Origin of the sequence: Mesorhizobium sp. L103C105A0, from assembly GCF_000502215.1 — a bacterium.
In the GTDB taxonomy this organism is placed as follows: domain Bacteria; phylum Pseudomonadota; class Alphaproteobacteria; order Rhizobiales; family Rhizobiaceae; genus Mesorhizobium.
In genome coordinates this window covers 861,890-888,547 of the sequence record NZ_AYXF01000002.1, presented here as the reverse complement: position 1 = coordinate 888,547, position 26,658 = coordinate 861,890, and the positions used below count along the sequence as shown (strand labels likewise).

General features: G+C 62.8%; 23 protein-coding genes. 13 read left to right on the top strand and 10 right to left on the bottom strand.

Features of this window, described 5'->3' with window-relative positions; genetic code table 11:
* Positions 1 to 72: 72 nt before the first annotated feature.
* The 6 genes from X727_RS155640 to X727_RS155665 form a co-directional block, all read right to left on the bottom strand.
* Positions 73 to 816 carry a ribonuclease activity regulator RraA gene (locus X727_RS155640; protein WP_023833968.1) on the bottom strand — a complete coding sequence of 248 codons (744 nt, stop codon included), beginning with the start codon at positions 814 to 816 and terminating at the stop codon, positions 73 to 75.
* 23 nt (positions 817 to 839) lie between these two features.
* Positions 840 to 2,003: a mandelate racemase/muconate lactonizing enzyme family protein gene (locus X727_RS155645; protein WP_023729481.1), complete on the bottom strand. Its 1,164-nt coding sequence runs from the start codon at positions 2,001 to 2,003 to the stop codon at positions 840 to 842.
* A gap of 31 nt (positions 2,004 to 2,034) precedes the next feature.
* Entirely contained in the window at positions 2,035 to 3,132 is a 1,098-nt protein-coding gene (locus X727_RS155650; RefSeq protein WP_023729480.1) for an ABC transporter ATP-binding protein, read from the bottom strand.
* A gap of 124 nt (positions 3,133 to 3,256) precedes the next feature.
* The gene (locus X727_RS155655) at positions 3,257 to 4,147 is read right to left on the bottom strand and encodes a carbohydrate ABC transporter permease (protein ID WP_023729478.1); all 891 of its coding nucleotides are present in this window, start codon (positions 4,145 to 4,147) and stop codon (positions 3,257 to 3,259) included.
* Positions 4,144 to 5,103 carry a sugar ABC transporter permease gene (locus tag X727_RS155660; protein ID WP_023729477.1) on the bottom strand — a complete coding sequence of 320 codons (960 nt, stop codon included), beginning with the start codon at positions 5,101 to 5,103 and terminating at the stop codon, positions 4,144 to 4,146. Before X727_RS155660 ends, X727_RS155655 begins: the two co-directional genes overlap by 4 nt.
* An 81-nt stretch (positions 5,104 to 5,184) precedes the next feature.
* Positions 5,185 to 6,663, bottom strand: a complete 1,479-nt coding sequence (locus X727_RS155665) for a sugar ABC transporter substrate-binding protein (protein ID WP_031204070.1) — start codon at positions 6,661 to 6,663, stop codon at positions 5,185 to 5,187.
* Positions 6,664 to 6,867: 204 nt separating this feature from the next.
* Here X727_RS155665 and X727_RS155670 point away from each other — a divergent pair, with 204 nt between their 5' ends.
* Genes X727_RS155670 through X727_RS155690 form a run of 5 tightly spaced genes read left to right on the top strand, consistent with a single transcriptional unit; the run spans position 6,868 to position 11,798 of the window.
* Complete coding sequence (locus X727_RS155670; RefSeq protein WP_023833967.1) at positions 6,868 to 7,578, top strand: GntR family transcriptional regulator; 711 nt, start codon at positions 6,868 to 6,870, stop codon at positions 7,576 to 7,578.
* Positions 7,579 to 7,632: 54 nt separating this feature from the next.
* Positions 7,633 to 8,799, top strand: coding sequence for a mandelate racemase/muconate lactonizing enzyme family protein (locus X727_RS155675; protein ID WP_023681194.1), 1,167 nt, complete (start codon positions 7,633 to 7,635; stop codon positions 8,797 to 8,799).
* A 55-nt stretch (positions 8,800 to 8,854) separates the two neighbouring features.
* The gene (locus X727_RS155680) at positions 8,855 to 10,213 is read left to right on the top strand and encodes a mandelate racemase/muconate lactonizing enzyme family protein (RefSeq protein ID WP_023833966.1); all 1,359 of its coding nucleotides are present in this window, start codon (positions 8,855 to 8,857) and stop codon (positions 10,211 to 10,213) included.
* A gap of 47 nt (positions 10,214 to 10,260) precedes the next feature.
* Positions 10,261 to 10,587 (top strand): NIPSNAP family protein, encoded by a 327-nt coding sequence (locus X727_RS155685; protein ID WP_023702115.1) that lies wholly within the window; start codon positions 10,261 to 10,263, stop codon positions 10,585 to 10,587.
* A gap of 8 nt (positions 10,588 to 10,595) precedes the next feature.
* Positions 10,596 to 11,798 carry a mandelate racemase/muconate lactonizing enzyme family protein gene (locus X727_RS155690; protein WP_023833965.1) on the top strand — a complete coding sequence of 401 codons (1,203 nt, stop codon included), beginning with the start codon at positions 10,596 to 10,598 and terminating at the stop codon, positions 11,796 to 11,798.
* 74 nt (positions 11,799 to 11,872) lie between these two features.
* Here X727_RS155690 and X727_RS01000000164500 read toward each other — a convergent pair whose 3' ends face one another.
* Positions 11,873 to 12,511 carry a MarR family winged helix-turn-helix transcriptional regulator gene (locus X727_RS01000000164500; RefSeq protein WP_023744514.1) on the bottom strand — a complete coding sequence of 213 codons (639 nt, stop codon included), beginning with the start codon at positions 12,509 to 12,511 and terminating at the stop codon, positions 11,873 to 11,875.
* A gap of 116 nt (positions 12,512 to 12,627) precedes the next feature.
* Here X727_RS01000000164500 and X727_RS155695 point away from each other — a divergent pair, with 116 nt between their 5' ends.
* Positions 12,628 to 14,157 (top strand): MDR family MFS transporter, encoded by a 1,530-nt coding sequence (locus tag X727_RS155695; RefSeq protein WP_031204068.1) that lies wholly within the window; start codon positions 12,628 to 12,630, stop codon positions 14,155 to 14,157.
* Between the two features lie 69 nt (positions 14,158 to 14,226).
* The gene (locus X727_RS155700) at positions 14,227 to 15,063 is read left to right on the top strand and encodes an amidohydrolase (RefSeq protein WP_023744515.1); all 837 of its coding nucleotides are present in this window, start codon (positions 14,227 to 14,229) and stop codon (positions 15,061 to 15,063) included.
* A gap of 55 nt (positions 15,064 to 15,118) precedes the next feature.
* Here X727_RS155700 and X727_RS155705 read toward each other — a convergent pair whose 3' ends face one another.
* Positions 15,119 to 15,904 carry a glucose 1-dehydrogenase gene (locus X727_RS155705; protein ID WP_023833963.1) on the bottom strand — a complete coding sequence of 262 codons (786 nt, stop codon included), beginning with the start codon at positions 15,902 to 15,904 and terminating at the stop codon, positions 15,119 to 15,121.
* 83 nt (positions 15,905 to 15,987) lie between these two features.
* On the opposite strand from X727_RS155705, the gene uxuA reads away from it, so the two are divergent.
* The 5 genes from uxuA (at position 15,988) to X727_RS155730 (ending at position 23,327) form a co-directional block, all read left to right on the top strand.
* Entirely contained in the window at positions 15,988 to 17,172 is a 1,185-nt protein-coding gene (gene uxuA, locus X727_RS155710; RefSeq protein ID WP_023744517.1) for a mannonate dehydratase, read from the top strand.
* Between the two features lie 203 nt (positions 17,173 to 17,375).
* The gene (locus X727_RS155715; RefSeq protein WP_023815861.1) at positions 17,376 to 18,665 is read left to right on the top strand and encodes a D-arabinono-1,4-lactone oxidase; all 1,290 of its coding nucleotides are present in this window, start codon (positions 17,376 to 17,378) and stop codon (positions 18,663 to 18,665) included.
* Positions 18,662 to 19,834, top strand: coding sequence for an alanine racemase (locus X727_RS155720; protein ID WP_031204067.1), 1,173 nt, complete (start codon positions 18,662 to 18,664; stop codon positions 19,832 to 19,834). Before X727_RS155715 ends, X727_RS155720 begins: the two co-directional genes overlap by 4 nt.
* A gap of 77 nt (positions 19,835 to 19,911) precedes the next feature.
* Positions 19,912 to 21,624 carry an aldehyde dehydrogenase family protein gene (locus X727_RS155725; protein ID WP_023826421.1) on the top strand — a complete coding sequence of 571 codons (1,713 nt, stop codon included), beginning with the start codon at positions 19,912 to 19,914 and terminating at the stop codon, positions 21,622 to 21,624.
* A gap of 50 nt (positions 21,625 to 21,674) precedes the next feature.
* A complete protein-coding gene (locus X727_RS155730) occupies positions 21,675 to 23,327 on the top strand; it encodes an FAD-binding dehydrogenase (protein WP_023826422.1) in 1,653 nt (550 codons plus the stop codon).
* A 239-nt stretch (positions 23,328 to 23,566) separates the two neighbouring features.
* Here the strand turns inward: X727_RS155730 and dgoD are convergent, their stop codons facing one another.
* Both dgoD and X727_RS155745 read right to left on the bottom strand, forming a co-directional pair.
* Positions 23,567 to 24,715 carry a galactonate dehydratase gene (dgoD, locus tag X727_RS155740; RefSeq protein WP_023702126.1) on the bottom strand — a complete coding sequence of 383 codons (1,149 nt, stop codon included), beginning with the start codon at positions 24,713 to 24,715 and terminating at the stop codon, positions 23,567 to 23,569.
* Between the two features lie 7 nt (positions 24,716 to 24,722).
* Positions 24,723 to 25,412, bottom strand: coding sequence for a FadR/GntR family transcriptional regulator (locus X727_RS155745; protein ID WP_245259915.1), 690 nt, complete (start codon positions 25,410 to 25,412; stop codon positions 24,723 to 24,725).
* Between the two features lie 245 nt (positions 25,413 to 25,657).
* On the opposite strand from X727_RS155745, the gene X727_RS155750 reads away from it, so the two are divergent.
* Positions 25,658 to 26,647, top strand: a complete 990-nt coding sequence (locus X727_RS155750; RefSeq protein WP_023833961.1) for an arabinose ABC transporter substrate-binding protein — start codon at positions 25,658 to 25,660, stop codon at positions 26,645 to 26,647.
* Positions 26,648 to 26,658 lie beyond the last annotated feature (11 nt).

The window sequence follows — 26,658 nt, the reverse complement described above, 5'->3', positions numbered from 1 at the left end:
ACGGCCCCCCAGTAGTCTGCCGGGGGGCACATCGAATTTCACCGCACATATGGATCGTCTTGAATGCCTGCGTCAATCCGCCGGGCGGTTGGCCTTGCGCCACTCCTCATATTCGCCGCGGGCATCGTCATGCAGCGGATAGTAGCGCTGCAGCGGTGCGCCCTGCATCAGCTTCTCTCGCGAGAACTCTTCCCAATCGTGATGCTTCCGGGATTCTTCGATCACCTTTGCGGCCATTGCGACGGGAAGCACTACCACCCCGTCGTCGTCTGCGATGATAATGTCGCCAGGGATCACTGTGACACCGCCGCAGGCGATCGGAACGTTGACGGCGTTCGGATAGATGCTGGTTTGCACATGGTAGTTGGGCGTCCAGCCGCGCAGCCATAGCGGCAGATCGAGCTTTTCGACATTCGGCCGGTCGCGCATGCATCCATCGATGACGATGCCCGCGCCGCCTCTGCCCTTGAAGTAGGTCGACATCATATCGCCGAAGACGCCCGAGCTCATGTCACCGCGCGCGTCGACGACGACCACATCGCCTTCCTGCGCGTGGTAGAGCACGTGCCGGTGCAGTTGCGTTTCCGGGTCGGCGTATTCTCCCTCGCTGAAGAGGTCCGGCCGCTGCGGCAGGAACTGCAGCGTCAGCGCCGGCCCGACGATCGACTTCCCATGGTTCTGCGCCACCGGACCGACCATGTGCGGATTGCGGAAACCCATGTGGCCTAGCGTGCCGGCAACCGTCGCGGCGCCGATTTCCCTCAGGGCGTCAATGAGGTCTTTGGGCGGTCGCGTGATGTCAGGGGTATGCGTCATTGTGGACTCCGGATAAAAGGGGACTACCAGTTCGTAACAGACCCGTCGCGGCGCCTGAGGTGAGGCGCTTCCCAGAAACGAAAAGCCTCCGCCTGGACCGCCGCTTCGTTGACCTCGACGCCGAGGCCCGGCAGGTCGCTGACCGGATAGTCGGGACCGTCGAGCCGTGGCTGCACGGGGAAGAAGTCGGAATTGTCGAAGCCCAGCTTCGTCTCGGGTTCCCTGGTCTCGAGCCACGCGAAGTTGGGTACGGCGGCGGCGAGATGCAGGGTCGCGGCCGTGCACACCGGACCAAGCGGATTGTGCGGCATCAGGTCGACATAGTGCGCCTCGCTCCAGCCGGCGACTTTCATCGCCTCGGTGAGCCCGCCGACATTGCAGACATCGAGACGGTTGAACTGATGGATGCCGCGCTCGATGTAGGGCAGGAACTGCCACTTGCTGGCAAATTCCTCGCCGATGGCAAAGGGAATGTCGGTCATCCTGCGCAGGGATTCGTAGGCTTCAGGTGTCTCGTCTCGTATCGGCTCCTCGAGGAAATCCAGCACGCCGCGGCCGAGTTTGTTGCAGAAGCTCGCCGCCTCTGCCACCGACAGCCGATGATGATAGTCGATGCCGAGAACGACGTCGTCGCCAAGCGCCTCGCGCGCCTTGTTCAGCATGCTCGCGGTAGCGCCGATCGACTCGCGGGGTTCGAAGATGTCCCTGCTGCTTTGCCCTGCGGGGAAGAAGCGGATCGCCTGCCACCCCCGTGCGCGCAGCTCCCGGGCTCGTTCGATGGCGACGTCGCCCTCGGCCTCGTCTCCGGTCGAGGCGAAGGTGGGGATGCGGTCGCGCTGCTTGCCGCCCAGCAGTTCGTAGACAGGCACCCCCAGCGCCTTGCCCTTGATGTCGTGCAGGGCGACGTCGATGGCGGAAATCGCCGCCTGCAGAACGCGCCCGCCTTCGAAGTACTGGCTGCGATATGTCTCCTGCCAGATCCGCCCGATCTGCATCGGGTCGCGGCCGATGAGAAACTCGCGATAATGCTCGACCGCGCCGGCAACGGCCTTTTCGCGCCCGCTCAAGCCGCTCTCGCCCCAGCCGAAGACGCCTTGGTCGGTCTCGATCTTGACGAGCATCTGATTGCGCGTTCCAACCCACACAGGATAGGGTTTGATCGCGGTGATCTTGAGCTTTTCAGCCATCCCCAACGTTCCCAATGAACCCCGTCTTGTCTCAGCCGGCCTTGAGGGCCAGTTCAGTTTCGCCATCGAACAGATGCAGCCGCTCCTGGTCGAACTCGAGCCAGATCTGCTCGTCAGGTGCGACCGCGATGTTGGGGGACACGCTGATGTTGACGATGGCGCCTGACAGCAACGCCTGCACAAAGGTGACGTCTCCGGTCGGCTCCACTGTATAGGCCTTGGCCGGGACGCTGCCTGGCACCGCGCTCTTGTGCAGCCTGATGGTCGAGTGACGTGCGCCGAGCACGACTTTCCTCGACGTTGCCCCCGCAACCTTCCGGGCGTTGAGCGGCGAGAGCTCAAGGCTCCAGCCCTCCGCGCCGGTCAACGCAGTGTTGCCGTTTGCTGTCGATGCCTCCAGTGGAACAAGGCTCATCGCCGGGCTGCCGATGAAGCTGGCGACGAACATGTTCACCGGATGGGCAAAGACCTGCGCCGGAGAATCGTATTGCAACAGGTAGCCGCCGTTCATCACCGCCATCTTGTCGGCCATGGTCACGGCTTCGAGCTGGTCGTGCGTGACATAGATGATGGTCGCCTTGAGGTCCTGGTGGAAGCGCTTGATCTCCGAGCGCATCTGGACGCGCAGTTTGGCGTCGAGGTTGGAGAGCGGCTCGTCCATGAGGAAAACGGCAGGGTCGCGGACGAGGGCGCGCCCCAAGGCGACACGTTGCTGCTGCCCGCCTGAAAGTTCGCGCGGCTTGCGCTCGAGCAGGTGCGTCATGTCGAGCACGCGCGCCGCTTCCTTGACCTTCCTGTCGATCTCGTCCCTGGGCAGCTTGCGCATCTGCAGCGGGAACGCCAGGTTCTTGTAGACCGATTTCTGCGGGTAGAGCGCGTAGTTCTGGAACACCATCGCGATGTCCCGGTCCTTGGGGTCGAGGTCGTTGACCACGCGGTCGCCGATGACGATGTCGCCCGATGTGACCGGGATCAATCCCGCGACAAGATTGAGCGTGGTTGTCTTGCCGCAGCCCGAAGGGCCGACGAGCGCAACGAACTCGCCGTCATTGACCGTCAGCGAAACGTCGTTGACAGCTTTGAAGCCGCCATAGGTCTTGACGAGATCTCTCAGGACCACGTGGGCCATCGGCAACTCCCTACGGCATGATGCCGAAAAGTGTGAAGCGGTTTTCGGACGACATCATGCTCTATCTCTTTGATTTAGAGGCGGATTCAGATTTGAGGTCGAACAGACCTGAAATCATCCGGCTCTAGTGTTTGACCGCGCCTTCTGTAAGGGCGCGTACGAAGTATCGTTGCAGGAGGAGGAACAGCACCACGACGGGCACGCTCATCATGAAGCTGGCCGCCATCAGGCCCGGAAAGTCCGTCGTATTCTCCGAGAAGAAACGCTGTATGCCGACCGGCAGGGTCAACTGCTCGTTCTTGGAAAGGAAGGTGTAGGCATAGATGTACTCGTTCCAGGCGCCAATGAAGGAATAGATAGCTGTGGCGATGATTCCGGGCGTCGAGAGAGGCATCACGATCAGGATGAAGGCCTGGAACCGGGTCGCCCCATCGATCCGCGCCGCCTGCTCGAGCTGCACCGGAATGTTGTCGTAAAAGCCCTTGAGCAGCCAGATCGCCAGCGGCAGGCCGAAGGTGAGATAGGTGAGAATGAGCGAGCCATGCGTGTTCACCAGCCCGATCGCGCGCATCAGGATGAAGAGCGGCACGAGAAAGATCACCGCCGGGAACATGTTGCGCAAAAGCACGGTGAAGAACAGGAAGTTTCGACCGGGGAAACGAAAGCGCGAAAACGCGTACGCCGCAGGAACGGCCACGATCACCGAAAGGATTGTGGTGACCGTGGACACGTAGAGGCTGTTCCAGAAAAAACGCAGGAAGTCCTGGCCGACGCTGTTTTGCGGATCCAGCAGCTTTTGGTAGCTGGCCAGGGTAGGCTCTTCCGGCCACCATTGCGGCGGGAACTGCATCGCCGCGAAGCCGGACTTGATCGAGGTGATCAGCATCCAGATCATCGGCAACGCGGTGTAAAGCAGCATGAACACGAGGAAGATGCGCCCGGCCCAACGCCATCCGTCGATGCGCATGCGGCGCCGGGCCGGACGTTGAGGGACTGTCTCGACAATCGTGCTCATGCGCCGCCCTCCTTGCGCTCGTTGCCGGCCAGCGCACGAACGTAGAAGTAGCCCAGCACCATCAGCATGAGGAACAGGAGCACCGAATAGGCCGATGCGACGCCCCATCGCTGCCGGCCGAAGGCGAGCTCATAAATGTGGGTGATCCAGATGTGCGAAGCGTTCGACGGCCCGCCACCGGTCATGATCCACGGGATGATGAAGGAATTGAAATTGGCCACTGCTAGCAGCAGAATTGTCACCGTAGAGACGTTGCGCAGATGCGGGAAGGTGACGTGCCAGAAACGCTGCCATGCATTGGCCCCGTCGACTTCCGCGGCGCGCAGCAACTGGTCGGGGACCGTCTGCAAACCGGCCATCATCATGATCATGGCAAACGGAAACTCGCGCCAGATGTTGACGACGATCAAGGAGGGCAGCACCGTGCTGACGTTGTCGATGAAGTTCGGCGGCCGGTCAGCCAATCCGAGGCCGACCAGCACCGCGCCGATGATGCCGAAGTCCGAATGGTAAATCCACTTCCAGATATAGGAGGCGGCAACCGCGCTGATGACCCAGGGAATGATCAGGATAGCGCGCAGGACACCCCGGCCGATAAACTCGCGGTGGAGGGCCAGCGCAGCGGCAAATCCCAAGGCAAAGGCAACGAAGGTGGATGCGATCGTCCAGATCAGGGTGTTCAAGGTGACTTTCCAGAACACCTGACTGGTGAGGATGGCCGTGTAGTTGTCCAATCCGATGAAGGTCTTGTCGCGGAGCTGCAGGCCAGGCGGCGTTTTAAAGAACGACAGCTCGACCGTGTAGTAGATCGGATAGGCGATGACGATGAGCATCACGGCGATCGCTGGAAGCACGTATGCGTAGTCGGCACGGTGCTCCCAGGTATTCCGCAGCGCCCCGGAGCTACCGGGTTGCAATCTTTGGCGAGCCTCGGCCTTGCCGGTCACGATCGTCACGATGGCGTGCCCTTGTTCTTCGGAGCAAACCGGCTGCACGCACTATCGGCACAGCCGGTCGGATCGCAGGTCAGGCCCGGACTAGAGTCCGTCCATCAGGTTCTTCACCTTCTCGGCCGCGTCGTCCGCTGCCTGGTCGACGGTCATCGCTCCGGTCAGGGCGTTCTGCAGCATGTCCGGGACGATGATATTCATGATCTCGGGCGACTGCGGCAGCGCCGGGAACGGGATGCCGTATGGCAACATCGAGGTCGTGACATCGAGGAACTTGATGTTGTCCAGACGTTCCTTCATCCATTTGGTCTTGAAGCCGTTGAGGTTGCCCGGGTTCGAGCCGGCATACGCCATCTTCAGCGACCATTCAGGGCTCGTCCACATGCAGATGATGGCCTTTGCAGCCGGCTCGTCCACCTTGCCGCCCTCGACATATTCGGGCTTCAGGATGTGAATGTTCGAGCCGCCAAACACGACGGCGCGCTTGCCGTCGGGGCCGGTCGGAATCAGGCCATAGCGCATGTTGTCGATGACGGTCTGCGCCTTGTCCTTGTCGGCGCCCGTTGCCTTCTTCTGCAGGTCGAGCATGACGTTATAGTCGGACGGGTGCGAGACCATCATGCCGAGTTGGCCGGCGACGAACAGGGGCTGGTTATCGGCCTGCTGGTTGGTGAGGGCCGAGACCGGAACCGACTTGTCGCGAACATACATGTCGTAGGAGGCTTGCAACGCCGCCTTGCTCTGCGGGCTATTGAGCTCGACCTCCTTATAGGTCGGGTTCGCGGAGGCTTCGTCGAAGACACCGCCGCCATAGGCCCATAGTTGCGGCATGAAGCGGTACGGCGTGTTGCCGGCGTTCTTGCGCGCCACGAGGCCGTAGCCGGCAATGCCGAGCTTGTCATGGATCTGCTTGGAATATTTGACGACGTCGTCCCAGGTCGCTGGAGCCTTGTCCGGATCGAGGCCCGCACGCTTGAAAATGTCGGCGTTCCAGATGAACGCCATCGTCTCATTGTTGGTGGGAATGCCGTAGGTCACGCCATCCCAGGTTACCGCCTTCATGGCGCCGGGCCAGAAATCCTCTGTGGGATAGCCCACATCTTCCGGCTTGAGCGGCTGCAGATAACCCTTCGAGGCGAACTCGGTTCCGCCCAGGATTTGCAGGCGGACCGCCATCGGCGCGGCATTGCCCAGCAGCGCCGTGCGGAACTTGTCGAGAAGGTCGTTGTAGGTGAGGGCCTGATCCTCGAGCTGGATGTTCGGATAGGTCTTGCGGAAGGTCTCGAAGAAATCCTTGTAGTACTGACGCAGCAGGTCGGGGTCGCCCTCGAACACGCCCTGATACCAGAACGTCAGTCGCCCCTTGTAGTCGAGCGGAGTGACCTTGCCGCAATCGGCGGCCGTGTCGAAATCCTGTGTGCCGGCGATGGAGCGCACATATTCCGGCGACCACTTGCTCAAATCGACTGGCGGCGAACCCAGCGCCGATCCCGACATGAGCGACGCCATCAAAGCAGTGGCGATTGTGCCGCGCAGGACGGCACCGCCGAGTGTAATCCTCGTCATAGTATCCTCCCAGATTCTCCCATGCCGCCGTGCGCCAAGGGCTCGTTCGACCGTGCGGGATGTGTCCTTCTGCTCAATGTATCCCTTCGATCATCTGGTACGTTTTCAGATCGTGGATTGCCTGTCAACGCACCCGATCGTACATTGTTTGCAAAACGCGTGTATGATATCGAGCATGTGATGTACTAATCGGGGGAGCCGGCTTTGGCCGAAACAAGTGATTTCAAAGCAGAGCCACCCGCGGGGATTGATCCCATCGCGGCGTCCAGCGAGGGCGCCTCGCTTTATGAGCTGATCCGGGAAGACATCATCGAGGGACGGCTCGCCGCCAACGAACGACTTGTGGTTACCGATCTCGCCCGGCGTCACGGCACCTCGACCAACCCCGTACGCGAGGCGCTGCAGCTGTTGCGAGGGGAGGGCTTCGTCACCTTTGTCGCCAACCGTGGCGCGCGCGTCCGGCCCATAGACCAGGATTTTGTCCGGGATATCTACGAGATCGGCGTCCTGATCGAGCCGGCCCTGACGCGATGGTTCGTGAACATGGCGACCGGCGAGGACATCGCCGAACTCGAACGCATCCAGGCTCTGATCGAAGAGAACAACTTCACCGACACATTGCGGCACAGTGAACTTGATACCGCCTTCCACACCGTAATGTACCAGCGCCACTACAACCGCCATGCCGCCGAGCTTTGGTGGAAGCATCGCGAAGTGCTGCGGGCGGTGAGCCGGCGTTTCAATTTCACGCTCGCGCGGCGGGCCGCCATCATGCGTGAACACCGCGAGCTCATCGCGCATATCAAAGCGGGAAATGCCGACGAGGCGGCCGAACTCATTGCCCGCCATGTCGAGGGTTCCGGCCGGCACGTTCTCGAACAGATGCGTGCGCGCAACGCCGCTCGGGCCGGATAGAACTTCCAGCCCAGAAAATCATTGGTCCGGCCATCAGACAGAGGTAGTTGAGAGATGAAAATCACGAGCGTTCGGCCGTGGCTGATCAAGTCCGATGCTTCCTATTGGGGAGAGTTCCTGTTCGTCGAGGTGACGACCGACGAAGGGGTCAGTGGCTGGGGGGAAATCACCACCACCACAAGGCTCGCCAACCGCGCGCTGTGCACGATCCTGCGGCAGATCGGTGTTGCCGTCACAGGTGAGGATCCGGCGCGCATCGAGCATCTCTGGCACAAGATTTTCCGCAGCTTCACCTATATGGGCAGCCGCGGCGCCGCAGTCGAATGCGTGAGCGCTATCGACATAGCGCTCTGGGACATTCGCGGCAAAGTTCTAGGCAAGCCGATCTACGAGCTGCTGGGCGGTCCGGTACGCGATGAAATCGCGCTCTATACCCACCCCAACCAGGCCAAGTTTACCAGCAAGGAGGCTGTGGTCCGCGAAATTCGAGACATCGTCGAATCCGGACACACCGGGCTGAAGTTCGATCCTTTCCCCCACCAGGGCCGCATCGCCGATGGCTTGGCGCGCGAACAGCGGGACGGCTACCTCGATGGCAGCATGACCCGCAAGGACGAGCGCGAGGCTGCCGAACTAACGGCTTTGATCCGTGAAACGGCGGGGCCCGATGTCGACATTCTCATCGACGCGCATGGCCGCTTCGACGTCCCCACCGCCATTCGCCTCTGCCGAAGCCTCGAGGAAGCCGGCCAGATCGACTGGTTCGAGGAGCCATGCCCGCCAGAAAGCCTCAATGCTCTCAAGCAAGTGCGTGAGAAGGTCAGTGCCGCCATCTCGTGGGGCGAGCGCGGCCACACCAAATGGGATTTCGTGCCGGTGCTCGAGAACAGGCTTGCGGACTACATCATGCCGGACGTTACCTGGACCGGAGGCATTACCGAACTGAAGAAGATTTCCGCCCTGTGCGAAGCCTACTACATCCCGGTCTCGCCCCATGACGCCGCGGGACCGATCAATGTGGTTGCGGGAGCGCAGGTGATGATGACGGTTCCCAACTTCTACAAGCTCGAAACGTCGGAGTGGAATCTCGATAAATACAACCACCTCATCGACGAGCCACTCGATGTTTCGAACGGCAGCCTCAAGCTGGCGTCGAAGCCGGGTCTGGGCGTCGAGATGAACCGAGACTACCTGCAGGCCCACGAGATAGAGCTTGGCTAGCAACGCTTATGCAGGCCGGGGGTGCGGGGCGCCACCATCAGAACGAGGATAAGCCATGGCAAAGACGGGTAGCGCCGGCGAGGCGCTCAATCGGGTAAATACGAACTCCAGGCCGAGCGACCTGCGCATCACCGACCTGCGGGTCGCCGAGATCGTCGGCGCGCCGTTCACCTCGGCGCTGATCAAGATCTACACCAATCAAGGCATTGTCGGCCTGGGCGAAGTGCGCGACGGCGCCAGCGCGACCTATGCGCTGATGTTGAAGAGCCGGTTGCTAGGCGAGAACCCTTGCGACGTCGACCGGCTGTTCCGCCGCATCAAGCAATTTGGCGGCCATGGACGGCAAGGTGGTGGTGTCTCGGCAGTCGAGATCGCGCTGTGGGATCTCGCTGGCAAGGCCTACGGCGTGCCGGTCTACCAGATGCTTGGCGGACGGTTCCGCGACAAGGTGCGGGTCTATTGCGACACCGACGCGGACAAGCCCAGCGGCACCGAGACCGGCAAGCGGCTCAAGGCGCGGATGGATCTTGGCTTCACCTTCCTCAAGATGGATCTCGGTCTGGCGCAGATCGCGCACATATCGGGCGCAGTGGTGGCGCCGGCCGGCGTGCTCGACGGTTTCCGCAGCCATGCCGCGCGCGGTCCGGCACGCACGCTGGACGAGCGCCGGGCGCGCAACGCCGCCTATGATGCGCAGAACGTGCCGCATCCCTTCACCAGCCTCCATTTCACCGAAAAGGGCCTCGACCTGCTCGATCAATATATTCACGAGGTCCGCGAGGTGATCGGCTACGAGGTCCCGCTCGCCATCGACCATGTCGGCCACATCTCGCTGCAGGACGGCATCCGTCTGGCCCGGCGGATCGAGAAGTATGCACCGGCCTGGCTCGAGGACGTGATCCCCTGGCAGTACACCGAGCAGTATCGGCAGTTGCAGCAGGCGACCTCCGTGCCGATCTGCACCGGTGAAGACATCTACCTCAAGGAAGCATTCCAGCCGCTGCTCAACGCCGGCATCTCGGTCATCCATCCGGATCTGCTGACCACCGGCGGCATTCTCGAGACCAAGAAGATCGGCGACGCAGCGCAGGAGCATGGCGTCGCCATGGCCATTCACATGGCGGAAAGCCCGATCGCGGCAATGGCCGCCGCGCATGTCGCTGTAGCCACGGAAAACTTCATGGCGCTCGAATATCACAGCGTCGAAGTCGACTGGTGGGACGATATCGTCACCGGCCTGCCCAAGCCGCTGGTCAAGGACGGCTTCATCACCGTGCCCGACAAGCCTGGTCTGGGCATCGACGACATCGTCGACGAAGTGATCAGCCAGCACCTGCAGCCCGGCGTCACCGGCATCTGGCAACCGACCGATCACTGGGACGACGAATATTCCTGGGACCGCACCTGGAGCTGACTCTACACTTCTCTCCTCGGAGGGAGAGGTAAACAGAAGGATGGACCATGATCTACGAACTTCGCATTTACGACTGCGTGCCGGGCCAGCTGCCGGCGCTGCTCAAGCGTTTCAACGACCATACCTTGGCGCTGTGGGACAAGCACGGCATCCGCCAGGCCGGGTTCTTCACCACGGTGGTCGGCGAAAGCAGCAATCGACTGACCTATTTCATCGCCTGGGAATCCCTTGCCGAGCGCGAAGTGAAATGGAAGGCCTTCACCACCGATCGGGCATGGCTCGAGGCCCGCGACGAGTCCGAGCGCGATGGCCCGATCCTGGCCAATATTTCCAGCCAGTTTCTCGCGCCAACCGCCTTCTCGTCGGTGAAATAGAGGACATCATGAAGATCACCGATCTCAGGTGCGCCGTCATCGGCAAGCATCCCATCGTGCGCATCGTCACCGACGAAGGCCTCCATGGCCTCGGCGAGGTTGAGTACACCAAGCCTTATCTCAAGCCTTGGGTGCTGCATTTCCGCGACGCGCTGATCGGCGAGGACCCGACCGATGTCGAACGCGTGATGTTGAAAATCCGCCAGCGCGGCTCGTTCAAGCCCTATGGCGCCGCCGTCAGCGCTATCGAGCATGCTCTGTGGGACATCGCCGGCAAGGCGGCAGGCGTTCCGGTCTACAAGCTGCTCGGCGGCAAGGTGCGCGACAAGGTGCGGGTCTATAACGGTTCCATCCGCAAGAAGCGCACCGGCGACAGGCCGGAGGATTACGCGGCCGACGTCAAATGGATGATGGAGCGGCCGGAAAACTTCTTCATGGTCAAGCAAGGCATCAGCTTTCATTCCAACATGAAGACCAGCGTCCCCGACTTCCACTACGGCGTGCGTCAGCCGCCGACCTATCACGGCGCGATGGACCAGGGGCAGATCAGCGAGCGCGGCATGGCGCATATGATCGAATGCGTCATCGCCATGAAGGATGTGCTCGGCGACAAGGTCTCGCTGGCGCTGGATTGCGGCCCCGGCTGGTTCCTGCCCGACGCCATCCGCTTCGCGCGGGCCGTCGAAAAATACAATCTGATGTGGCTGGAGGATATGCTGACCGGCGACTACGTGCCGTGGGTCAATCCGCAGGCCTACCGCGAACTCACGACATCGACGTCCACCCCGATCCATACGGGCGAACAGATTTATCTGCGCCATAATTTCAAGGAACTGATCGAAACACAGGCGGTGCGCGTCATCGGCCCGGATCCTGCCGATATAGGCGGTATCGCCGAGCTCAAATGGGTGGCCGAGCATGCCTATATGCACTCGATCATGATGGCGCCGCACGGCACGGCGAACGGTCTGCTGGGCCTCGGCGCGCTGATCAATGTCTGCGCCACGCTGCCGGCCAACTACATCGCCTTCGAATATCCCAGCGCCTCCGACCCGTGGTGGGAGGACATCGTCATCGGCCTGCCCAAGGGGCAGATCGTCAGGGACAGTATGGTCGACCTGCTCGAAGCTCCGGGACTCGGCCTCGACATCGATGCCAAAGCGGCGAAGAAATACCTGTCGGAAGAGGACGCCGGTTTCTTCGACCGATAACGATCCGAGGCGACCTGAGCGTCAAGGGCTATCGAACGGCTCGCACACATGGGTGAGCGTCCACGCCGTGCCGCCTATTTCGTTTCGGGCAGCATCTCGTCCATCAACTGCTTGACGGCCTCGGCGGATCTTTTCATCCCGGCTTCGTCCATGGCCCAACCGGCGAAGCGTTCCAGCAAGGTGGCGAACCTTACTAGGTCCTGCTCATCCCACTGTGCCAGCGATCCGGCGAAAATCCGCCATTTGGTCTGGCGCACCGCCGCCACGAGGCGCTCACCCTTGGCGGTGAGTTTGAGGCAGATGCGGCGGGCATCGCGTTGCGATGCGACACGGCAGGCATAGCCGCGTTCGACGAGGTCGGCCGCGATGCGGCTGGCGCGCGACGGATCGATCTCGAGGCGCTCGGCGATGACGCCAACCGTCACCTCATCCTGCTGGGTAGCGCTGAAAACCGGATTGTTCGCGATGGCGCTGATCGCATCGAGATGGCTCACTTCCAGCGAAGGGTCTACGCGCGCCAGGATCATGCGGCCGAAGTCGCGGCGCTGGATCGAGCGGCGCACCTTGCTCATTACCGCATCGATGGCGGCCACGGCCTCGGCCGCCGGTTCGGACAGGCCGCTGCCGCGCGCCAGACCGGCGAGGTCCCGATCGCCGCGCGTCTGGAACAGGGATGGAAATCGGTCCGGACTGCTGGATGCGTTGCTGCTCATCCATAGCGCGTTAGCAAGAATATATGCTGATGTCAATTATATGCTGAGCGCACATATCTGGTTGACACCTCTCGGCTGTGGGCACATAAATCGCGCCCCAAGCTACGGAGACACCGATGACTGTCGAGCAGACGCTGCCGGACGCGCGGCCCGTTGAGGCCCAAGTCAGGCCCGACCTTACGACCTTGATCGTCTATTTCGGCGCGCTGATCGCCATGTTCATGGCAACCATCGACATGCAGATCGTCGTCACCGCCTTGCCCACCATTGCCGGCGAACTCGGCAATCTGCATTTGTTCGGCTGGGTCGGTGCCGCCTACCTGCTCTCGACCGCCGCGGTCTCGCCATTCTACGGCAAGCTCGGCGACATGTATGGCCGCAAGAATGTCGTGCTGACGGCGATCGGCCTGTTCCTGCTGGGCTCGCTGGTCTGCGGCATGGCATGGTCGATGGAGAGCCTCATCGCCGCGCGCGTGCTGCAAGGCATCGGCGGCGGCGGCCTGATGGTCTCGGCCTTCGCCATGATCGGCGAACTGTTTTCGCCGCGCGACCGCGCGAAATATCAGGGCTACAGTTCGGCGGTGTTCGCGCTGTCATCAGTGCTCGGCCCGCTGGCCGGCGGCTACATCACCAGCCTGTTCGGCTGGCGCTGGGTGTTCCTGGTCAATCTGCCGATAGGCATCATCGTGCTGGCGGTGCTGGCCTTCGCCATGCGCAGCCGGTTCAACGAAAAGCGGCACCGCATCGACTATCTCGGCGGCGTGCTGCTCGCCACCGGCACGACGGCGATCGTCTATTGGGGCTATCATGTGCTCGACCCCAGCGGGCCGGACCTGCTCACCTTCGTATTGCCACTCCTCGCGCTGGTCGCCATCACCTTGTTCATCATGGTGGAGCGCCGGGCCGAAGAGCCGATCGTGCCGTTGCGGCTGTTCGGCAATTCGACGGTCAGCATCGTCTCGGGCGTGTCGCTGGTCGCCGGAACGGTGACGCTGGGCATGTTCTTCTATTTCGCCCTCTACATGCAGACGCTGACGGGTCTCAGCCCGGCCGAAGTCGGCTTCCTGTTCCTGCCGGCGTCGCTGACATCGATGGTCATCTCGATCGTCGCCGGGCGGGTAATTGCCGCAACCGGACGCTACAAATGGATGCCGGTGGTCGCCATGGGTATTGGCGGGTTTCTGATGCTGGGCTTTGTCCTCACCAACCAGCACACGCCGATCTGGGTGCTGGCAACGATGATGGCTGTGTTCGGCATCAGCATGGGCCTGCAGTTCCAGGTGCTGATCGTGGCGATCCAGGCGGCGGCACCGCTGCAGGATATCGGCGCGGTGACGTCGCTGATCACCCAGGCGCGGACGCTCGGAGCATCGCTGGGTCTGGCGCTGAACGGCGCGGTGATGATCTGGGCGCTGAACCGGCAGACAGCCGAGCTTCCTGCAGACGCCGCCGCCCGGCTGCCGGGTGGCCTGAACGGGTTGACGCCGCACCTCGCATCGAGCCTGCCGGGCGCGATCCGCGAAGTGGTGCTCGACCATTACTCCAGTGGCTTCAACGTGATGTTCATCTGGGTGGCGGCGCTCTATTTCGTCGCCATGGGGCTGACGCTGCTGCTCGAGGACAAAGAGATCCCGAAGCGGGCCTGAGCCAAAGCTTGTGTCATGCGCTGGGTTTAGGCATTTGGCGATGATCTGAAATCACCGAGGAGGACAGCCATGATCATCGACACTCATCTGCACCTGATCGACCTGTCGGCGCTGCGCTATCCCTGGCTCAGCCGCGAGCCGGCGCTCAACCGCGATTTCCCGCACGCAGAATATGCGATCCAGGCCCGCCGGGCCGGCATCGAGGCCGCGCTGCATATGGAGGTCGACGTCGATGAAGCCGACATCCAGGCCGAGACCAGCCATGTGAAGGCGCAGTCGCTGGAGAAGGGCAGTCTCTTGCGCGGGGCGATCGCCTCCTGCCGCCCGGAGGAGGCCGGTTTCGCCGCCTATCTCGAGCGCCAGCAGGCCGATCCCTTCGTCAAGGGGTTCCGTCGCGTGCTGCACGTCATGCCGGACGAGCTTTCGGACAGCGCGCTGTTTCGCGAAAACATCAAGCGGCTTGCCGGCACCGGCCTGACCTTCGACCTCGTCGTGCTGCCGCATCAGATTCCGCTAGCGATTGCGCTTGCCGATCTCGCGCCGGACGTACAGTTCGTGCTCGACCATTGCGGTGTGCCCGACATCAAGGGCAGCAACGAGCATCCGTGGCGCGAGCATATGACCGAGATCGCGCGGCGTCCCAATGTCATCGGCAAGATCTCCGGCGTCGTCGCCTATGCCGATGCCGGCTCATGGACCGTCGAGACCTTGCGCCCCTATGTCGAACACACGATCGGCTGCTTCGGCTGGGACCGCGTCGTGTGGGGCAGCGACTGGCCGGTGTGCACGCTTGGCGGTGGCCTTGCGACCTGGGTGACAGCGACGCATGCGCTGATCGCGGGAGCCAGTCCCGACGAACGGGCGAAGCTGCTTTCGGGCAATGCCAGGCGGACGTGGAAGCTATAGAGGCGGTACATAGCGCTCGAGATCGCCGGCAAGCGTGCAGAGCACGATCAGTGCTCTATCTGACGCCGATGCCGGCGGTCAGTCCGCCATCAATCCTGTAGTCCGCGCCGGTGCAGAAGCCGGCCTTCGACGAGCAAAGGAAGGCGATGAGTTCCGCCACTTCCTCCGGTTCGCCGATGCGGCCGAGCGGATGCGCCGCGCCGAAGCGCTTGTAGGCCTCTTCGACATCGGCATCGCTGCCGCCGTCGCCGCGCGCGGCCTTCTCCAGGATCGGCGTGCGGATCGAGCCCGGGCTGACCGAATTCACCCGGATGCCTGATGCCGCATAGTCGAGCGCCAGCGAGCGGGTCAGCGTGTGGATGGCCCCTTTGGTCGTGGCATAGGCGGCGACGTTCTGCTGGCAGGCAAAACCCTGCACCGAGGCGACGTTGACGATGGCGCCGCCACCGCGCTTGATCATTTCGGGGATGCCGAAATGCGCGGTCAGGTAGATCGAGCCGACATTGACCGTCATCGTTCGGCTCCAGGTTTCCCAGTCGGTCGTCGTCGCGGTGCCATAGGGATGGACGGCGGCTGAGTTGACGATGACATCCAGGCCGCCGAACCTTGCGACGCCAGCCGCCACCGCGTCGCGCACCTGGTCGGAAACGGAGACGTCGGTGTCGATGACCAGCACCGCTGCTCCAGCGCTTTCCAGTTGCGCTTTCATCGCCGCATTGGCGGCGCGGTCGATGCCGCAGGCGATGATTGCGGCGCCACCGGCCGCAAGGCGTCTGGCGGTTGCCAGGCCAATGCCGGTCGTCCCCGTCACCAGGGCGACCTTGCCGTCGAAATCCATCATTTCTAAAAACTCCTCCATTTTCTATCGACTCCCATCGGGGTCCAACAATAAGTTGCCAACCTCTCGCAGAAGGAAAGCCGAAAATGGAACAATGCTGGCGCTGGTATGGGCCTGATGATCCGGTGACGCTCGATCATGTCAAGCAGGCGGGCGCCACCGGCGTGGTCTCGGCGCTCCACCATATCTATGACGGCCGGGCGTGGCCTGAGGCCGAAGTGCTGGAGCGCAAGCGCATTATCCAGGAAGCAGGACTGACCTGGTCGGTCGTCGAGAGCATTCCGGTCCACAATTCCTTCAAGATCGGCGCGCAGGAACGCGAGCGCTATGCCGGCTATTACCGCGATTCGATCCGCGCGCTGGCCAAGGCCGGCATCGCCACGATCTGCTACAATTTCATGCCGGTGGTGGACTGGACCCGCACCGATCTAGCCTACCGTCTGCCGACGACAGGCTACGCCCTGCGTTTTGATGCCGTTGATTTCGCCGCCTACGATCTGTTCGTGCTGAAGCGCAAGAACGGAGCTGACAGCTACACGCCGGCGCGTATTGCGCAGGCGGAAGCGCGGCTGAAGGAATTGCCGCCCGAGAAGATCGACCAGATCGAGCGCAATCTGATCGCCGGCCTGCCGGCTACAGAGCGCAAGTATGACCGCGACAGTTTTCGCGAGGCGCTTGCGGACTATGACGGAATCGGGCCGAAGGAGTTGCGCGGCAACCTCGCGTGGTTCCTGCGCGAGATCATTCCGGTGGCGGAAGAGGAGGGGGTGCGCATGTGTATCCACCCCGACGATCCGCCGTTTTCGCTCTACGGCCTGCCGCGCGTCGTTTCGACCGCCGAGGATGCGCGTTTCATTCTCAATGCCGTCGACAGCCAGGCCAATGGGCTGACGTTCTGCACCGGGTCCTACGGCACGCGCGCCGACAACGACATCGTCGCCATGGTCAAGGAATTCGCCGACCGCATCCACTTCGCCCATCTGCGCAACATCACCATCGAGGATGACGGCTCGTTCTACGAGGCCGAGCATCTCGAAGGCGGCACCGACATGGCGCATGTCATCCTGGCGCTGATGCAGGAGGAGGCGCGCCGCCGCAAGGAGGGCCGCGCCGACTGGCAAATCCCGATGCGGCCGGACCATGGCCACCTGCTCGCCGACGATATCGGCAAGACAAGGATCAATCCCGGCTACTCGCTGATCGGCCGCCTGAAGGGCTTGGCCGAATTGCGCGGCATCATGCGGGCCGTGGAAACGTTTGGGCTGGCTTGAAGGGGCAACGAACTTGCGTTCAATGCCGACGCCGGCTCAGCGTGCGTCGCTGTAGATAATGCGGCCGGCGCGGACGCAAGACACCTCCGATTGCCAGGTTGACAGAAAGCTGACAATGTATCATATCCGGAAAAGCTGACTATGTATCATATTATCTAGCGCTAGGAGAAAGACCGGCAAAGCCGGCGCCCCAGGGAGGGATCGTGGGAGAGGCTATCAGCCAGTGGAGCAATTGGTCGGGCTATGTCACGGCCACGCCGCAGGCTTTTGCCGAACCGCAGAGTCTCGATGAGCTGAGTGGTGCCATTCGCAACGCGCCGGGACCAGTTCGATTCGCTGGCACGGGCCATTCCTTCACGCCTCTGGTCAAGAATGACGGGACGATCCTGTCGCTTGATCGCTTCGAGGGCCTGAGGTCGCACGATCCCGAAAGGCTGACAGCACGGGTCGGCGCCGGCACCAAGATCGGCGCGCTGGCAAAGCTGTTGCACGGCGTCGGCCAGGCGCTGCCGAACATGGGCGACATCGACAAGCAGGCGTTCGGCGGGGCGCTGGGCACCGCCACCCACGGCTCGGGCATCACGCTCGGCGCTTACCATACCCAGCTCGAGGCGATGCAGATCGTCGACGGGCGTGGCGCCGTGAAAGAGTTCGACCGTGCCAAGAGCCCCGACATGATCGAAGCCATGGGCGCTTCGCTCGGCGCTTTCGGCGCCGTCACCGAAGTGACGATCCGCAACGTGGCGAGTTACCGGATGCGGCACCGCCGCTGGACGGCGCCGATTGCCGATGTGCTTGCGCAATTCGAAAGCACCATGACGGCGCATCGTTCGGCCGAGTTCTACTATGTGCCGTTTTCCGGCCAGGCGCTGCTGATTGCCAGCGACATCACCGAGGCGCCGGCGACGGTGCGTCCGCCGACGGAAGACGACGATGCGGTGACGACGCTGAGAAAACTGCGCGACTATCTCAGCTGGCTCCCTTGGCTGCGCCGCCGTCTCATCGGCTCGGCCTTCGCCAAGGTGCCGGCCGAGGATTATGTCGAGGAGTGGCTGAAGGTCTTCACCTCCGAGCGCAACGTCAAGTTCAACGAGATGGAATACCACCTGCCGTTCGAGGAAGGGGCGCCCGCACTCAGCGAAATCATTGCGCTGCTCGAGACGCGGTTTCCAGAGGTCTATTTTCCGATGGAGGTGCGCGTCGTCGCGCCCGACAATGTCTGGCTCAGCCCCTTCTACAAGCGCCCAACCTGTTCCATCGCCATCCATCACGGCGTCGAGCGCGATCCGATGGCGTTCTTCAACGCCGCCGAGCCGATCTTCAGGAAGCGCGGCGGCCGCCCGCATTGGGGCAAGATGCACAGCCTGACATCAAGGGAATTGAGCGCGCTCTATCCGCGCTGGAACGATGCGATGGCGGTCCGCCGCGAGATGGACCCGGACAACCGCTTCGTGTCGCCCTATATTGCCAGGCTGCTCGGCGTCGCGGCATGAGCTTGACCGACACCTATTTCGCGGAAATGTCGGGCGCGCTCAGGGCAGCCGGGATCTTTCAGCCTTGCCTGGTGCTCGATCTCGACCGGCTCGATCACAACATCGCTGCGATCAAGGCGAAGTTCGCCACGGGCCTCGATCTGCGCCTCGTCGACAAGTCGCTGCCATGCCTGCCGCTGATCGACCATATCCGCGCTGCGTTTGCGACCGACAGGCTGATGACCTTTCATCTGCCGATCAGCGCCGAGATGCTGAAAGTGTTTCCCCAAGTCGATCTCCTGTTGGGCAAGCCGATGCCGGTTGCCGGCGCCAGGCACGCGCTGACGAAGGGCGTTCTCGCCGGGCTCGGCGAAGCTACGTCGCGCATCGTCTGGCTGATCGATACCGAGGAGCGGCTGGCCGCCTATGGCTCGCTTGCCGCCGAGCTCGACCGCGAGCTGCGCGTCTGCTTCGAGGTCGATGTCGGCCTTCATCGCGGCGGTATCAGCGATCCCGACTCACTGGCCCGGGCAGTTTCCGCGTTGGCGAATTACCCGCGGCTGAAATGCGAAGGCGTCATGGCCTACGAGGCGCATATCGGCCATATCCCCAAACTGCTGGGAGGACCGGCCAAGGCGCGCGTCAAGGCGATCAGCCTGTTTCGCCAGTATGTCGCTTGCCTTGCCGCCGACCAGCGCAAGATCCTCAATCTTGGCGGCAGCAGCACCGCATTGCTCTATGACAGCTGGGTCGGCGCCAATGAATTGTCCATCGGATCGGCTTTTATGCTGCCGACCGATTTCGATGTGCCGAGCCTCAGCCAATTGCGGCCTGCCGCATTCATCGCGACGCCGATCATGAAGGTGGTCGATGTCCAGGTGCCGGGCCTCGACCAGCGCTCCTGGCTGCTGCAGAAGCTCGGGCTGTTGCCGCGGCGCGGCTGTTTTCTCTATGGCGGAAAATGGATGGCGAAGCCCGTCCATCCCGTGGGGATGAAGACCCACAAGACGTTCGGCTTTTCGACCAATCAGCAATTCATGGCGCTGCCCGACAACGTCAATGTCGGGCCTGACGACTACGCCTTCCTGCGTCCGACCCAGAGCGAATTCGTGCTACAGCAGTTCGGTTCGATCCAGGTCTATTCCGGCGGGAAATTCGTCGAGCAATGGGCCGCACTGCCGTTTTCGTAGAGCAATTCCAGGAAAAGTGTGAAGCGGTTCCGTCCGGAGTTGCGTCAAACAAAGAGACCGAAGTGGAGGAGGATAGGATGGTCGCCAAGGCAGTCAAAACTCAGCCCGTGCAGCCTGAATGGGCAGCCGAACTCGACCTCGCCCTCACCGATCTCGACGCCAGGAAGGACGACTGGGCGCAGACCTCGAATGGCGAGCGGATCGCCTTGCTGCGGCAGGTCAAGGATCACATCCGCGAGGTCGCCGAGGCGTGGGTCAAAACCGCGACGCGCAAGAAGGGCATCCCGACCGGCTCGCCGCTGGAAGGCGAAGAATGGCTGGCTGGCCCGGCGGCGCTGATGGATGGCTGCAACCAGTTCATCCACACGCTCAGCCTGATGGAGGGCAAGAAGTTTCTCGACAGACTGCCGGTCCGCACCTTGCCTAGCGGACAGGTGGCGGTAACGGTGGTTCCGAATTCGCTCTGGGACAAGGTGTTGTTCACCGGGCTGAAGGCCGAGATCTGGATGCAGCCCGGCGTGACCAAGGCGAACCTCGCCGCAAACACCGCATCGGCCTATGACGCGCCGCGCACCAGCCGCAAGGGCAAGATCGGCCTCGTGCTCGGCGCCGGCAATGTCGCCTCGATCGCGCCGCTCGACTGCCTGCACAAGCTTTTGGTCGAGCACCAGGTGGTTCTGCTCAAGATGAACCCGGTCAACGACTATCTGATCGATTTCCTGCGGCCGGCGCTGCGGCCGCTGATCGAATTCGGAGCGCTGCGCATCGTGCGCGGTGGCGCCGATGTCGGCGCGTATCTGTGCAACCACGATCTCGTCGACGACATCCACATCACCGGTGCCGCCGCCTCGCATGACGCGATCGTCTGGGGGCCTGGCGAGGAGGGCCGCAAGAACAAGGCGGCGGGCACGCCGCGCAACAGCCGGCGTATCACCTCGGAGCTTGGCGGCGTGGCACCCACCATCGTGGTGCCCGGTCCGTGGTCGGATGCCGATATCACCTACCACGCCGAACTGATCGCTACCCAAAAGCTCAACAATTCCGGTTTCAACTGCATCGCCTGCCAAATGCTCGTGTTGCCCGAAGGCTGGGGCAAATCCGATGCGCTTTTGGCAGCACTCGAAAAGGTGATGCAGAAAGCCCCGTCGCGCCCGGCCTATTATCCCGGCGCGACCGAGCGCCTCGCCGCCTTCGAGGCGCACGCCGACACGGCACAAAAATTCGAGCGGCCTGGCGGGCCCGCCTGCGTTGTGGTGCCGTTCCGGCCGGGCACGGACGCCTATCTCGAAAATGCCGAGGTGTTCGCGCCGGCGCTCAGCGTCATGCGGCTGCCGGCGGGCAATGCGGAATCCTATCTGCGCGCCGCTGTCGCCTACGCCAATGAAAAGCTGCACGGCACGCTTGCCGCCAACATCCTCATCCATCCCAGGACGATCGCCGAGATCGGCCGGCAGCGCTTCGAGGAAATCATTGCCGAACTGCGCTATGGCGGCATCGGCATCAATTCCTGGAGCGGCGTTCTGTTCGCGCTGCTGCGCCCGACCTGGGGTGCTTTCCCTGGCCACACGCTCGACGATGTGCAGAGCGGCATCGGCGTCGTCCACAACACCTATTTGTTCGACAGACCGGAGCGCAGCGTGCTCGAAGCGCCGTTCCGCATCATGCCGAAGCCGGCCTGGTTCCTGACCCACAAAAGGGCACACATGGTCGGCCGCTTGATCACCGAGTTCAACTACCGGCCGAGCTTCCTGAAGCTGCCGCGCATCATCTGGAACGCGCTGCGCGGCTAGCAACGAGCATCCGATGTCAAAAACAACAAGCCGGGACAGGAGTTACGACAATGGCTGACACGGATGCAATCATCGTCGGCGGCGGGCTGGCCGGCCTGGCCGCAGCCGCGGAACTCGGCGATGCCGGAAAGCGCGTGATCATCGTCGAGCAAGAGGGTGGCGGTTTTCTCGGCGGCCAGGCATTCTGGTCGCTCGGCGGCCTGTTTTTGGTCAACACGCCCGAGCAGCGCCGCCTGCGCATCAAGGACAGCCGCGACCTCGCCTGGCAGGATTGGCTGGGTTCTGCCCAGTTCGACCGGCCCGAGGACCATTGGCCAAGGAAAGTGGCGGAAGCCTATGTCGATTTCGCCGCCGGCGAGATGCGGCCGTGGCTCTACGCCATGGGCATGCGCTGGTGGCCGGTGGTCGGCTGGGCCGAGCGCGGCGGCGCGCTGGCCAATGGCCACGGCAATTCAGTGCCGCGCTTCCACCTGACATGGGGCACTGGGCCGGGCGTGGTCGCGCCGTTCGAAAGGCGCGTGCGCGAGCACGTCGCCAAAGGGCTGATCACTTTGAAATTCCGTCATCAGGTCAGCCGGCTGATCAAGACCAACGGCGCGGTCACCGGCGTCGCGGGCGAAATCCTGGAGGCATCCGATGTCGAGCGCGGCAAGCAGTCGAGCCGCACGGCCGTCGGCGATTTCGACCTTTCGGCCGGTGTCGTGATCGTCACCTCGGGCGGCATCGGCGGCAATCATGAGTTGGTTCGCAAGGTCTGGCCGGTCGGGCGGCTGGGGCCAGCGCCGAAGCGTATGGTTGCCGGCGTGCCGCACCATGTCGACGGCCGCATGGTGGCGATCACCCAGGACGCCGGCGGGGCCGTCATCAACGCCGACCGCATGTGGCACTATGTCGAGGGGATCAAGAACTGGAATCCGATCTGGCCGAACCACGGCATCCGCATCCTGTCGGCGCCGTCGCCGCTATGGTTCGATGCTCTGGGACAACGCATGGAGGCGCCGTTCTTCCCGAGCTTCGATTCGCTCGGCACCTTGAAGCGTATCCTGTCGACGGGACACGATTATTCCTGGTTCGTGCTGAGCAAGACGATCGCTTCGAAGGAGTTCGTGCTGTCGGGTTCGGAGCAAAACCTAGACTTTACGGCCAAGGATTGGCGGGCCGTGCTGAAGAACCGGCGCGGCGGCAAGGCGCCACCATCGGTGGCAGCGTTCCTGGAAAAGGGCGAGGACTTCGTCGTCCGCGACAACCTGGCCGACCTGGTCGCCGGCATGAACGCGCTGTCAGGCGACAATCTGCTCGACTACGACCGGCTCAAGGCGCAGATCGTGGCGCGCGATCGCGAGGTCGACCATGCCTATACCAAGGATGCGCAGGTCACAGCCGTCCGCGGCGCCCGCAACTACATTGGCGACAAGATCTTCCGGGTGACCAAGCCGCACAAGATACTCGATCCCAGGCACGGGCCGCTGATCGCGGTGCGCCTCAACATCCTGACGCGCAAAACGCTTGGCGGCCTGCACACCAATCTCAATTCGCAGGTTCTCGACGGCAATGGCGAACCCATTGCCGGGCTCTATGCGGCAGGCGAGGTGGCCGGCGGCGGTGGCGGCGGCTATCACGGCTACAATGCGCTGGAAGGGACATTTCTCGGCAGCTGCATCTTCTCCGGCAGGAACGCAGGCCGGCACGCCGCGGGCAGGTGACGCGGCTGGCGGGCCAAGAAAAGGTCGATGAGAACAGGACATCCGCCATGTTCCATGGATAGCGACTGCTTTCGATCGCTTGCGGCAACCCAGGCGGTCAGCGAGTTGCGGCTTGCCGGCGCCGACGGTTCCCATGCGCTGGTGCTCGGCGCTGCGGCCCATCAGAGGCCTGCGTTACGCTGGCGCCACCGCGAAATCGAACCCGAGGTCCTGAAGGCCTGGCCGCAAGGTCGGCCGAGCTACCACTCGGCGAAGGAGCCGTCCTTGTGACGCCAGACCGGGTTGCGCCAGCGGTGGCCTTCCCTGGCCCTTTCCTTGACGTAGTCCTCGTCGATTTCGACGCCGAGGCCGGGACCATCGGGGATTGCGACATAGCCATCCTCGTAGCGGAAGACGTCCTTGTTGGCGGCATAGTCGAGCAAATCGTTTGCGGCGTTGTAGTGGATGCCGAGGCTCTGTTCCTGGATGAAGCAGTTGTAGCTGACGGCATCGAGCTGCAGGCAGGCGGCGAGCGCGATCGGGCCGAGCGGGCAGTGGGGCGCCACCGCAATGTCATAGGCCTCGGCCATCGCCGCGATCTTGCGGCATTCGGTGATGCCGCCGGCATGCGACAGGTCTGGTTGGATGATGTCGACGGCGCCTTGTTCGAACACCGATTTGAAATCCCAGCGGCTGTAGAGCCTCTCGCCGAGTGCGATCGGCGTCGAGCCGAGGGCGGCGATCTCCTTCAGCGCCTCGCGATTTTCGCTCAGCACCGGCTCCTCGATGAACATCAGCCGGTAGGGTTCCAACTCCTTGACCAGCATGCGCGCCATCGGCCGGTGGACGCGGCCGTGGAAATCGACGGCGATGCCAATGTTGGACCCAACGGCCTCGCGCACCATGGCGACTCGTTCGACAGCCGCATCTATTCTGTCATGGCTGTCGACGATCTGCAGTTCCTCGGTGCCATTCATCTTCAGCGCCTGAAAACCGCGCGCCACCACTTCCCTGGCGCCATCAGCCACTTCCGCCGGCCGGTCGCCGCCGATCCAGGAATAGACCTTGATGCTGTCGCGCAGCTTGCCGCCGAGCAGTTCGTGCACAGGCACGCCGAGCGCCTTGCCCTTGATGTCCCACAGCGCCTGGTCGATGCCGGCAATGGCGCTCATCAGGATCGGCCCGCCGCGGTAGAAGCCGCCGCGATGCATCACCGTCCAATGGTCCTCGATCAGGCGCGGGTCCTTGCCGATCAGATAATCGCCAAGTTCCTTGACCGCTGCCTCGACCGTCAGCGCACGGCCTTCGACCACAGGCTCGCCCCAGCCGGTAACGCCGGCATCAGTCTCGATCTTCAGGAACAGCCAGCGCGGCGGGACGATGTAGGTGGTGAGCGAGATGATTTTCATGCTGGTCTCAGTTGTTCTTGAGTTTCTTGGCGCTGACCAGGTCGCGCGCCGCAAGGTCGAGGATCCGGCCTGCCGCCGCACGCGCCGCCGCGGCATCGCGCATGCGCAGCGCCTCGACCACCTCACGGTGCGCCGCCACCGCTTCCATGCGCCGGGCGAGCGAAATGGTCGCAGTTGCTTCGAGCGAGAATTTCAGCCCGGTGTCGATAAGATTGCCGATCTGGCGGAAGATCGGGTTGTGGCTCGCGGCATAGACGATCTGGTGGAAAGTGATGTCCGAGCGCGAGAAGGCGGCGAGATCCTCGCCGGCATTGGCCATGCCGCGCCAGGCGGCTTCGAGATCGGCGATCTCCTGCAGCGTCGCACGAGTCGCCGCCAGTTCAGCTACCAGCGGCTCGATGGCGCGGCGCGTCTCGAGGATGGCGTCGAACAATTTGTCGTCCAGTGCATGCGGCGCGTGCCAGGCCAGCACCTGCGGGTCGATGATGTTCCAGTTGTCCTGTTCACATACAACCGTGCCGATGCGGGGCCGCGACAGCACCAGCCCCTTGGCGGCCAGCACCTTCAAGGCCTCGCGGATGACGGTGCGGCTGACGCCATATTCGACGCCGAGTTCGTTTTCGGTCGGCAGGGACGAGCCGGCGGGATAGCGTCCGGAAAAGATGTCTGAGGCAAGCGCCTTGGTCACATCGGGCATGACGCGCGGGCGGCGGGTGTCGCCTGATGCCTTCTTCGAAGTGTCGGTCACCTCAGCCCTCCTCCAAGGCGGCGAAACCACTGATCTCGCGTCCCCGGCCTTACCGGATGCGGATGATTTGCGCCAGCGATCCCTGGTCAGAGCATGTAGCTCAATTATCATACCAGATCAATTGACGAGTATGATAAAAAGAATTAGAGACTCTGCATCCGGGCTGAGCGCCCGGCCATCGCTGGGAGGTAATCATGCGACTTCTGAAGACCGCGCTCGTCGCGGGCGCCCTTGCCGTGCTGTCCGTCACGACCATCGCTGCATATGCTCAGGACACCAAGATAGGTTTTATCGTCAAACAGCCCGAGGAGCCGTGGTTCCAGGACGAATGGAAGTTCGCCGACCAGGCCGCCAAGGAGAAGGGTTTTACCCTGGTCAAGATCGGCGCCGAGGACGGTGAGAAGCTGATGTCGGCGATCGACAATCTCGGCGCGCAGGGCGCGCAAGGCTTCATCGTCTGCACGCCTGATGTGAAGCTCGGCCCCGGCATCGTCGCCAAGGCCGCCGCCAACAATCTCAAGCTGATGACGGTTGATGACCGTCTGGTCGGCGCAGACGGGAAGGCGCTGGAAGACGTGCCGCATATGGGCATTTCGGCGACCAAGATCGGCGAGGCCGTCGGCCAGGCGATCGTCGACGAAATGAAGGCGCGCGGCTGGAAGGCCGACGAGGTTGGCGCCATCCGCGTCTCCTATGATCAGTTGCCGACCGCCGTCGACCGGGTCGAAGGCGCCATTTCGGTGCTCAAGGCCAACGGCTTCAAGGCCGAAATCATCTTTGACGCGCCGCAGGCCAAGACCGATACCGAGGCTGCGCTCAATGCGGCGACGGTGGTACTCAACGCCCATGCCGACATCAAGAAGTGGGTCTCCTTCGGCCTCAACGACGAAGCCGTTCTCGGCGCCGTGCGCGCTTCCGAAAGCGTCGGCATCCCGGCCGAAAACGTGATCGGCGTCGGCATTGGCGGCGCGGATTCGGCGATCAACGAGTTCAAGAAGCCGACCGCCACCGGCTTCGTCGGCACGGTGATCATCTCGCCGAAGCGTCACGGCTACGAGACTGCGCTCAACATGTATGACTGGGTCGCCAACAACAAGGAACCCGAGAAGCTCATCCTGACCGCCGGTGCGCTGGCCAAGCGCGACGACTACCAGACGGTCCGCAAGGGTCTCGGCATCGAATAATCCTCCCTGTA

Excerpts from the sequence above, each read along its gene's own strand:
- X727_RS155730 (WP_023826422.1), top strand. The coding sequence starts at position 21,675 with ATGGCTGACACGGATGCAATCATCGTCGGCGGCGGGCTGGCCGGCCTG.
- X727_RS155690 (WP_023833965.1), top strand. The coding sequence starts at position 10,596 with ATGAAGATCACCGATCTCAGGTGCGCCGTCATCGGCAAGCATCCCATC.
- X727_RS155675 (WP_023681194.1), top strand. The coding sequence starts at position 7,633 with ATGAAAATCACGAGCGTTCGGCCGTGGCTGATCAAGTCCGATGCTTCC.
- X727_RS155700 (WP_023744515.1), top strand. The coding sequence starts at position 14,227 with ATGATCATCGACACTCATCTGCACCTGATCGACCTGTCGGCGCTGCGC.
- X727_RS155695 (WP_031204068.1), top strand. The coding sequence starts at position 12,628 with ATGACTGTCGAGCAGACGCTGCCGGACGCGCGGCCCGTTGAGGCCCAA.
- X727_RS155685 (WP_023702115.1), top strand. The coding sequence starts at position 10,261 with ATGATCTACGAACTTCGCATTTACGACTGCGTGCCGGGCCAGCTGCCG.
- X727_RS155750 (WP_023833961.1), top strand. The coding sequence starts at position 25,658 with ATGCGACTTCTGAAGACCGCGCTCGTCGCGGGCGCCCTTGCCGTGCTG.
- X727_RS155650 (WP_023729480.1), bottom strand. The coding sequence starts at position 3,132 with ATGGCCCACGTGGTCCTGAGAGATCTCGTCAAGACCTATGGCGGCTTC.
- X727_RS155665 (WP_031204070.1), bottom strand. The coding sequence starts at position 6,663 with ATGACGAGGATTACACTCGGCGGTGCCGTCCTGCGCGGCACAATCGCC.
- X727_RS01000000164500 (WP_023744514.1), bottom strand. The coding sequence starts at position 12,511 with ATGAGCAGCAACGCATCCAGCAGTCCGGACCGATTTCCATCCCTGTTC.
- uxuA (WP_023744517.1), top strand. The coding sequence starts at position 15,988 with ATGGAACAATGCTGGCGCTGGTATGGGCCTGATGATCCGGTGACGCTC.
- X727_RS155705 (WP_023833963.1), bottom strand. The coding sequence starts at position 15,904 with ATGATGGATTTCGACGGCAAGGTCGCCCTGGTGACGGGGACGACCGGC.
- X727_RS155640 (WP_023833968.1), bottom strand. The coding sequence starts at position 816 with ATGACGCATACCCCTGACATCACGCGACCGCCCAAAGACCTCATTGAC.
- X727_RS155655 (WP_023729478.1), bottom strand. The coding sequence starts at position 4,147 with ATGAGCACGATTGTCGAGACAGTCCCTCAACGTCCGGCCCGGCGCCGC.
- X727_RS155745 (WP_245259915.1), bottom strand. The coding sequence starts at position 25,412 with ATGCCCGATGTGACCAAGGCGCTTGCCTCAGACATCTTTTCCGGACGC.
- X727_RS155680 (WP_023833966.1), top strand. The coding sequence starts at position 8,855 with ATGGCAAAGACGGGTAGCGCCGGCGAGGCGCTCAATCGGGTAAATACG.
- dgoD (WP_023702126.1), bottom strand. The coding sequence starts at position 24,715 with ATGAAAATCATCTCGCTCACCACCTACATCGTCCCGCCGCGCTGGCTG.
- X727_RS155725 (WP_023826421.1), top strand. The coding sequence starts at position 19,912 with ATGGTCGCCAAGGCAGTCAAAACTCAGCCCGTGCAGCCTGAATGGGCA.
- X727_RS155720 (WP_031204067.1), top strand. The coding sequence starts at position 18,662 with ATGAGCTTGACCGACACCTATTTCGCGGAAATGTCGGGCGCGCTCAGG.
- X727_RS155645 (WP_023729481.1), bottom strand. The coding sequence starts at position 2,003 with ATGGCTGAAAAGCTCAAGATCACCGCGATCAAACCCTATCCTGTGTGG.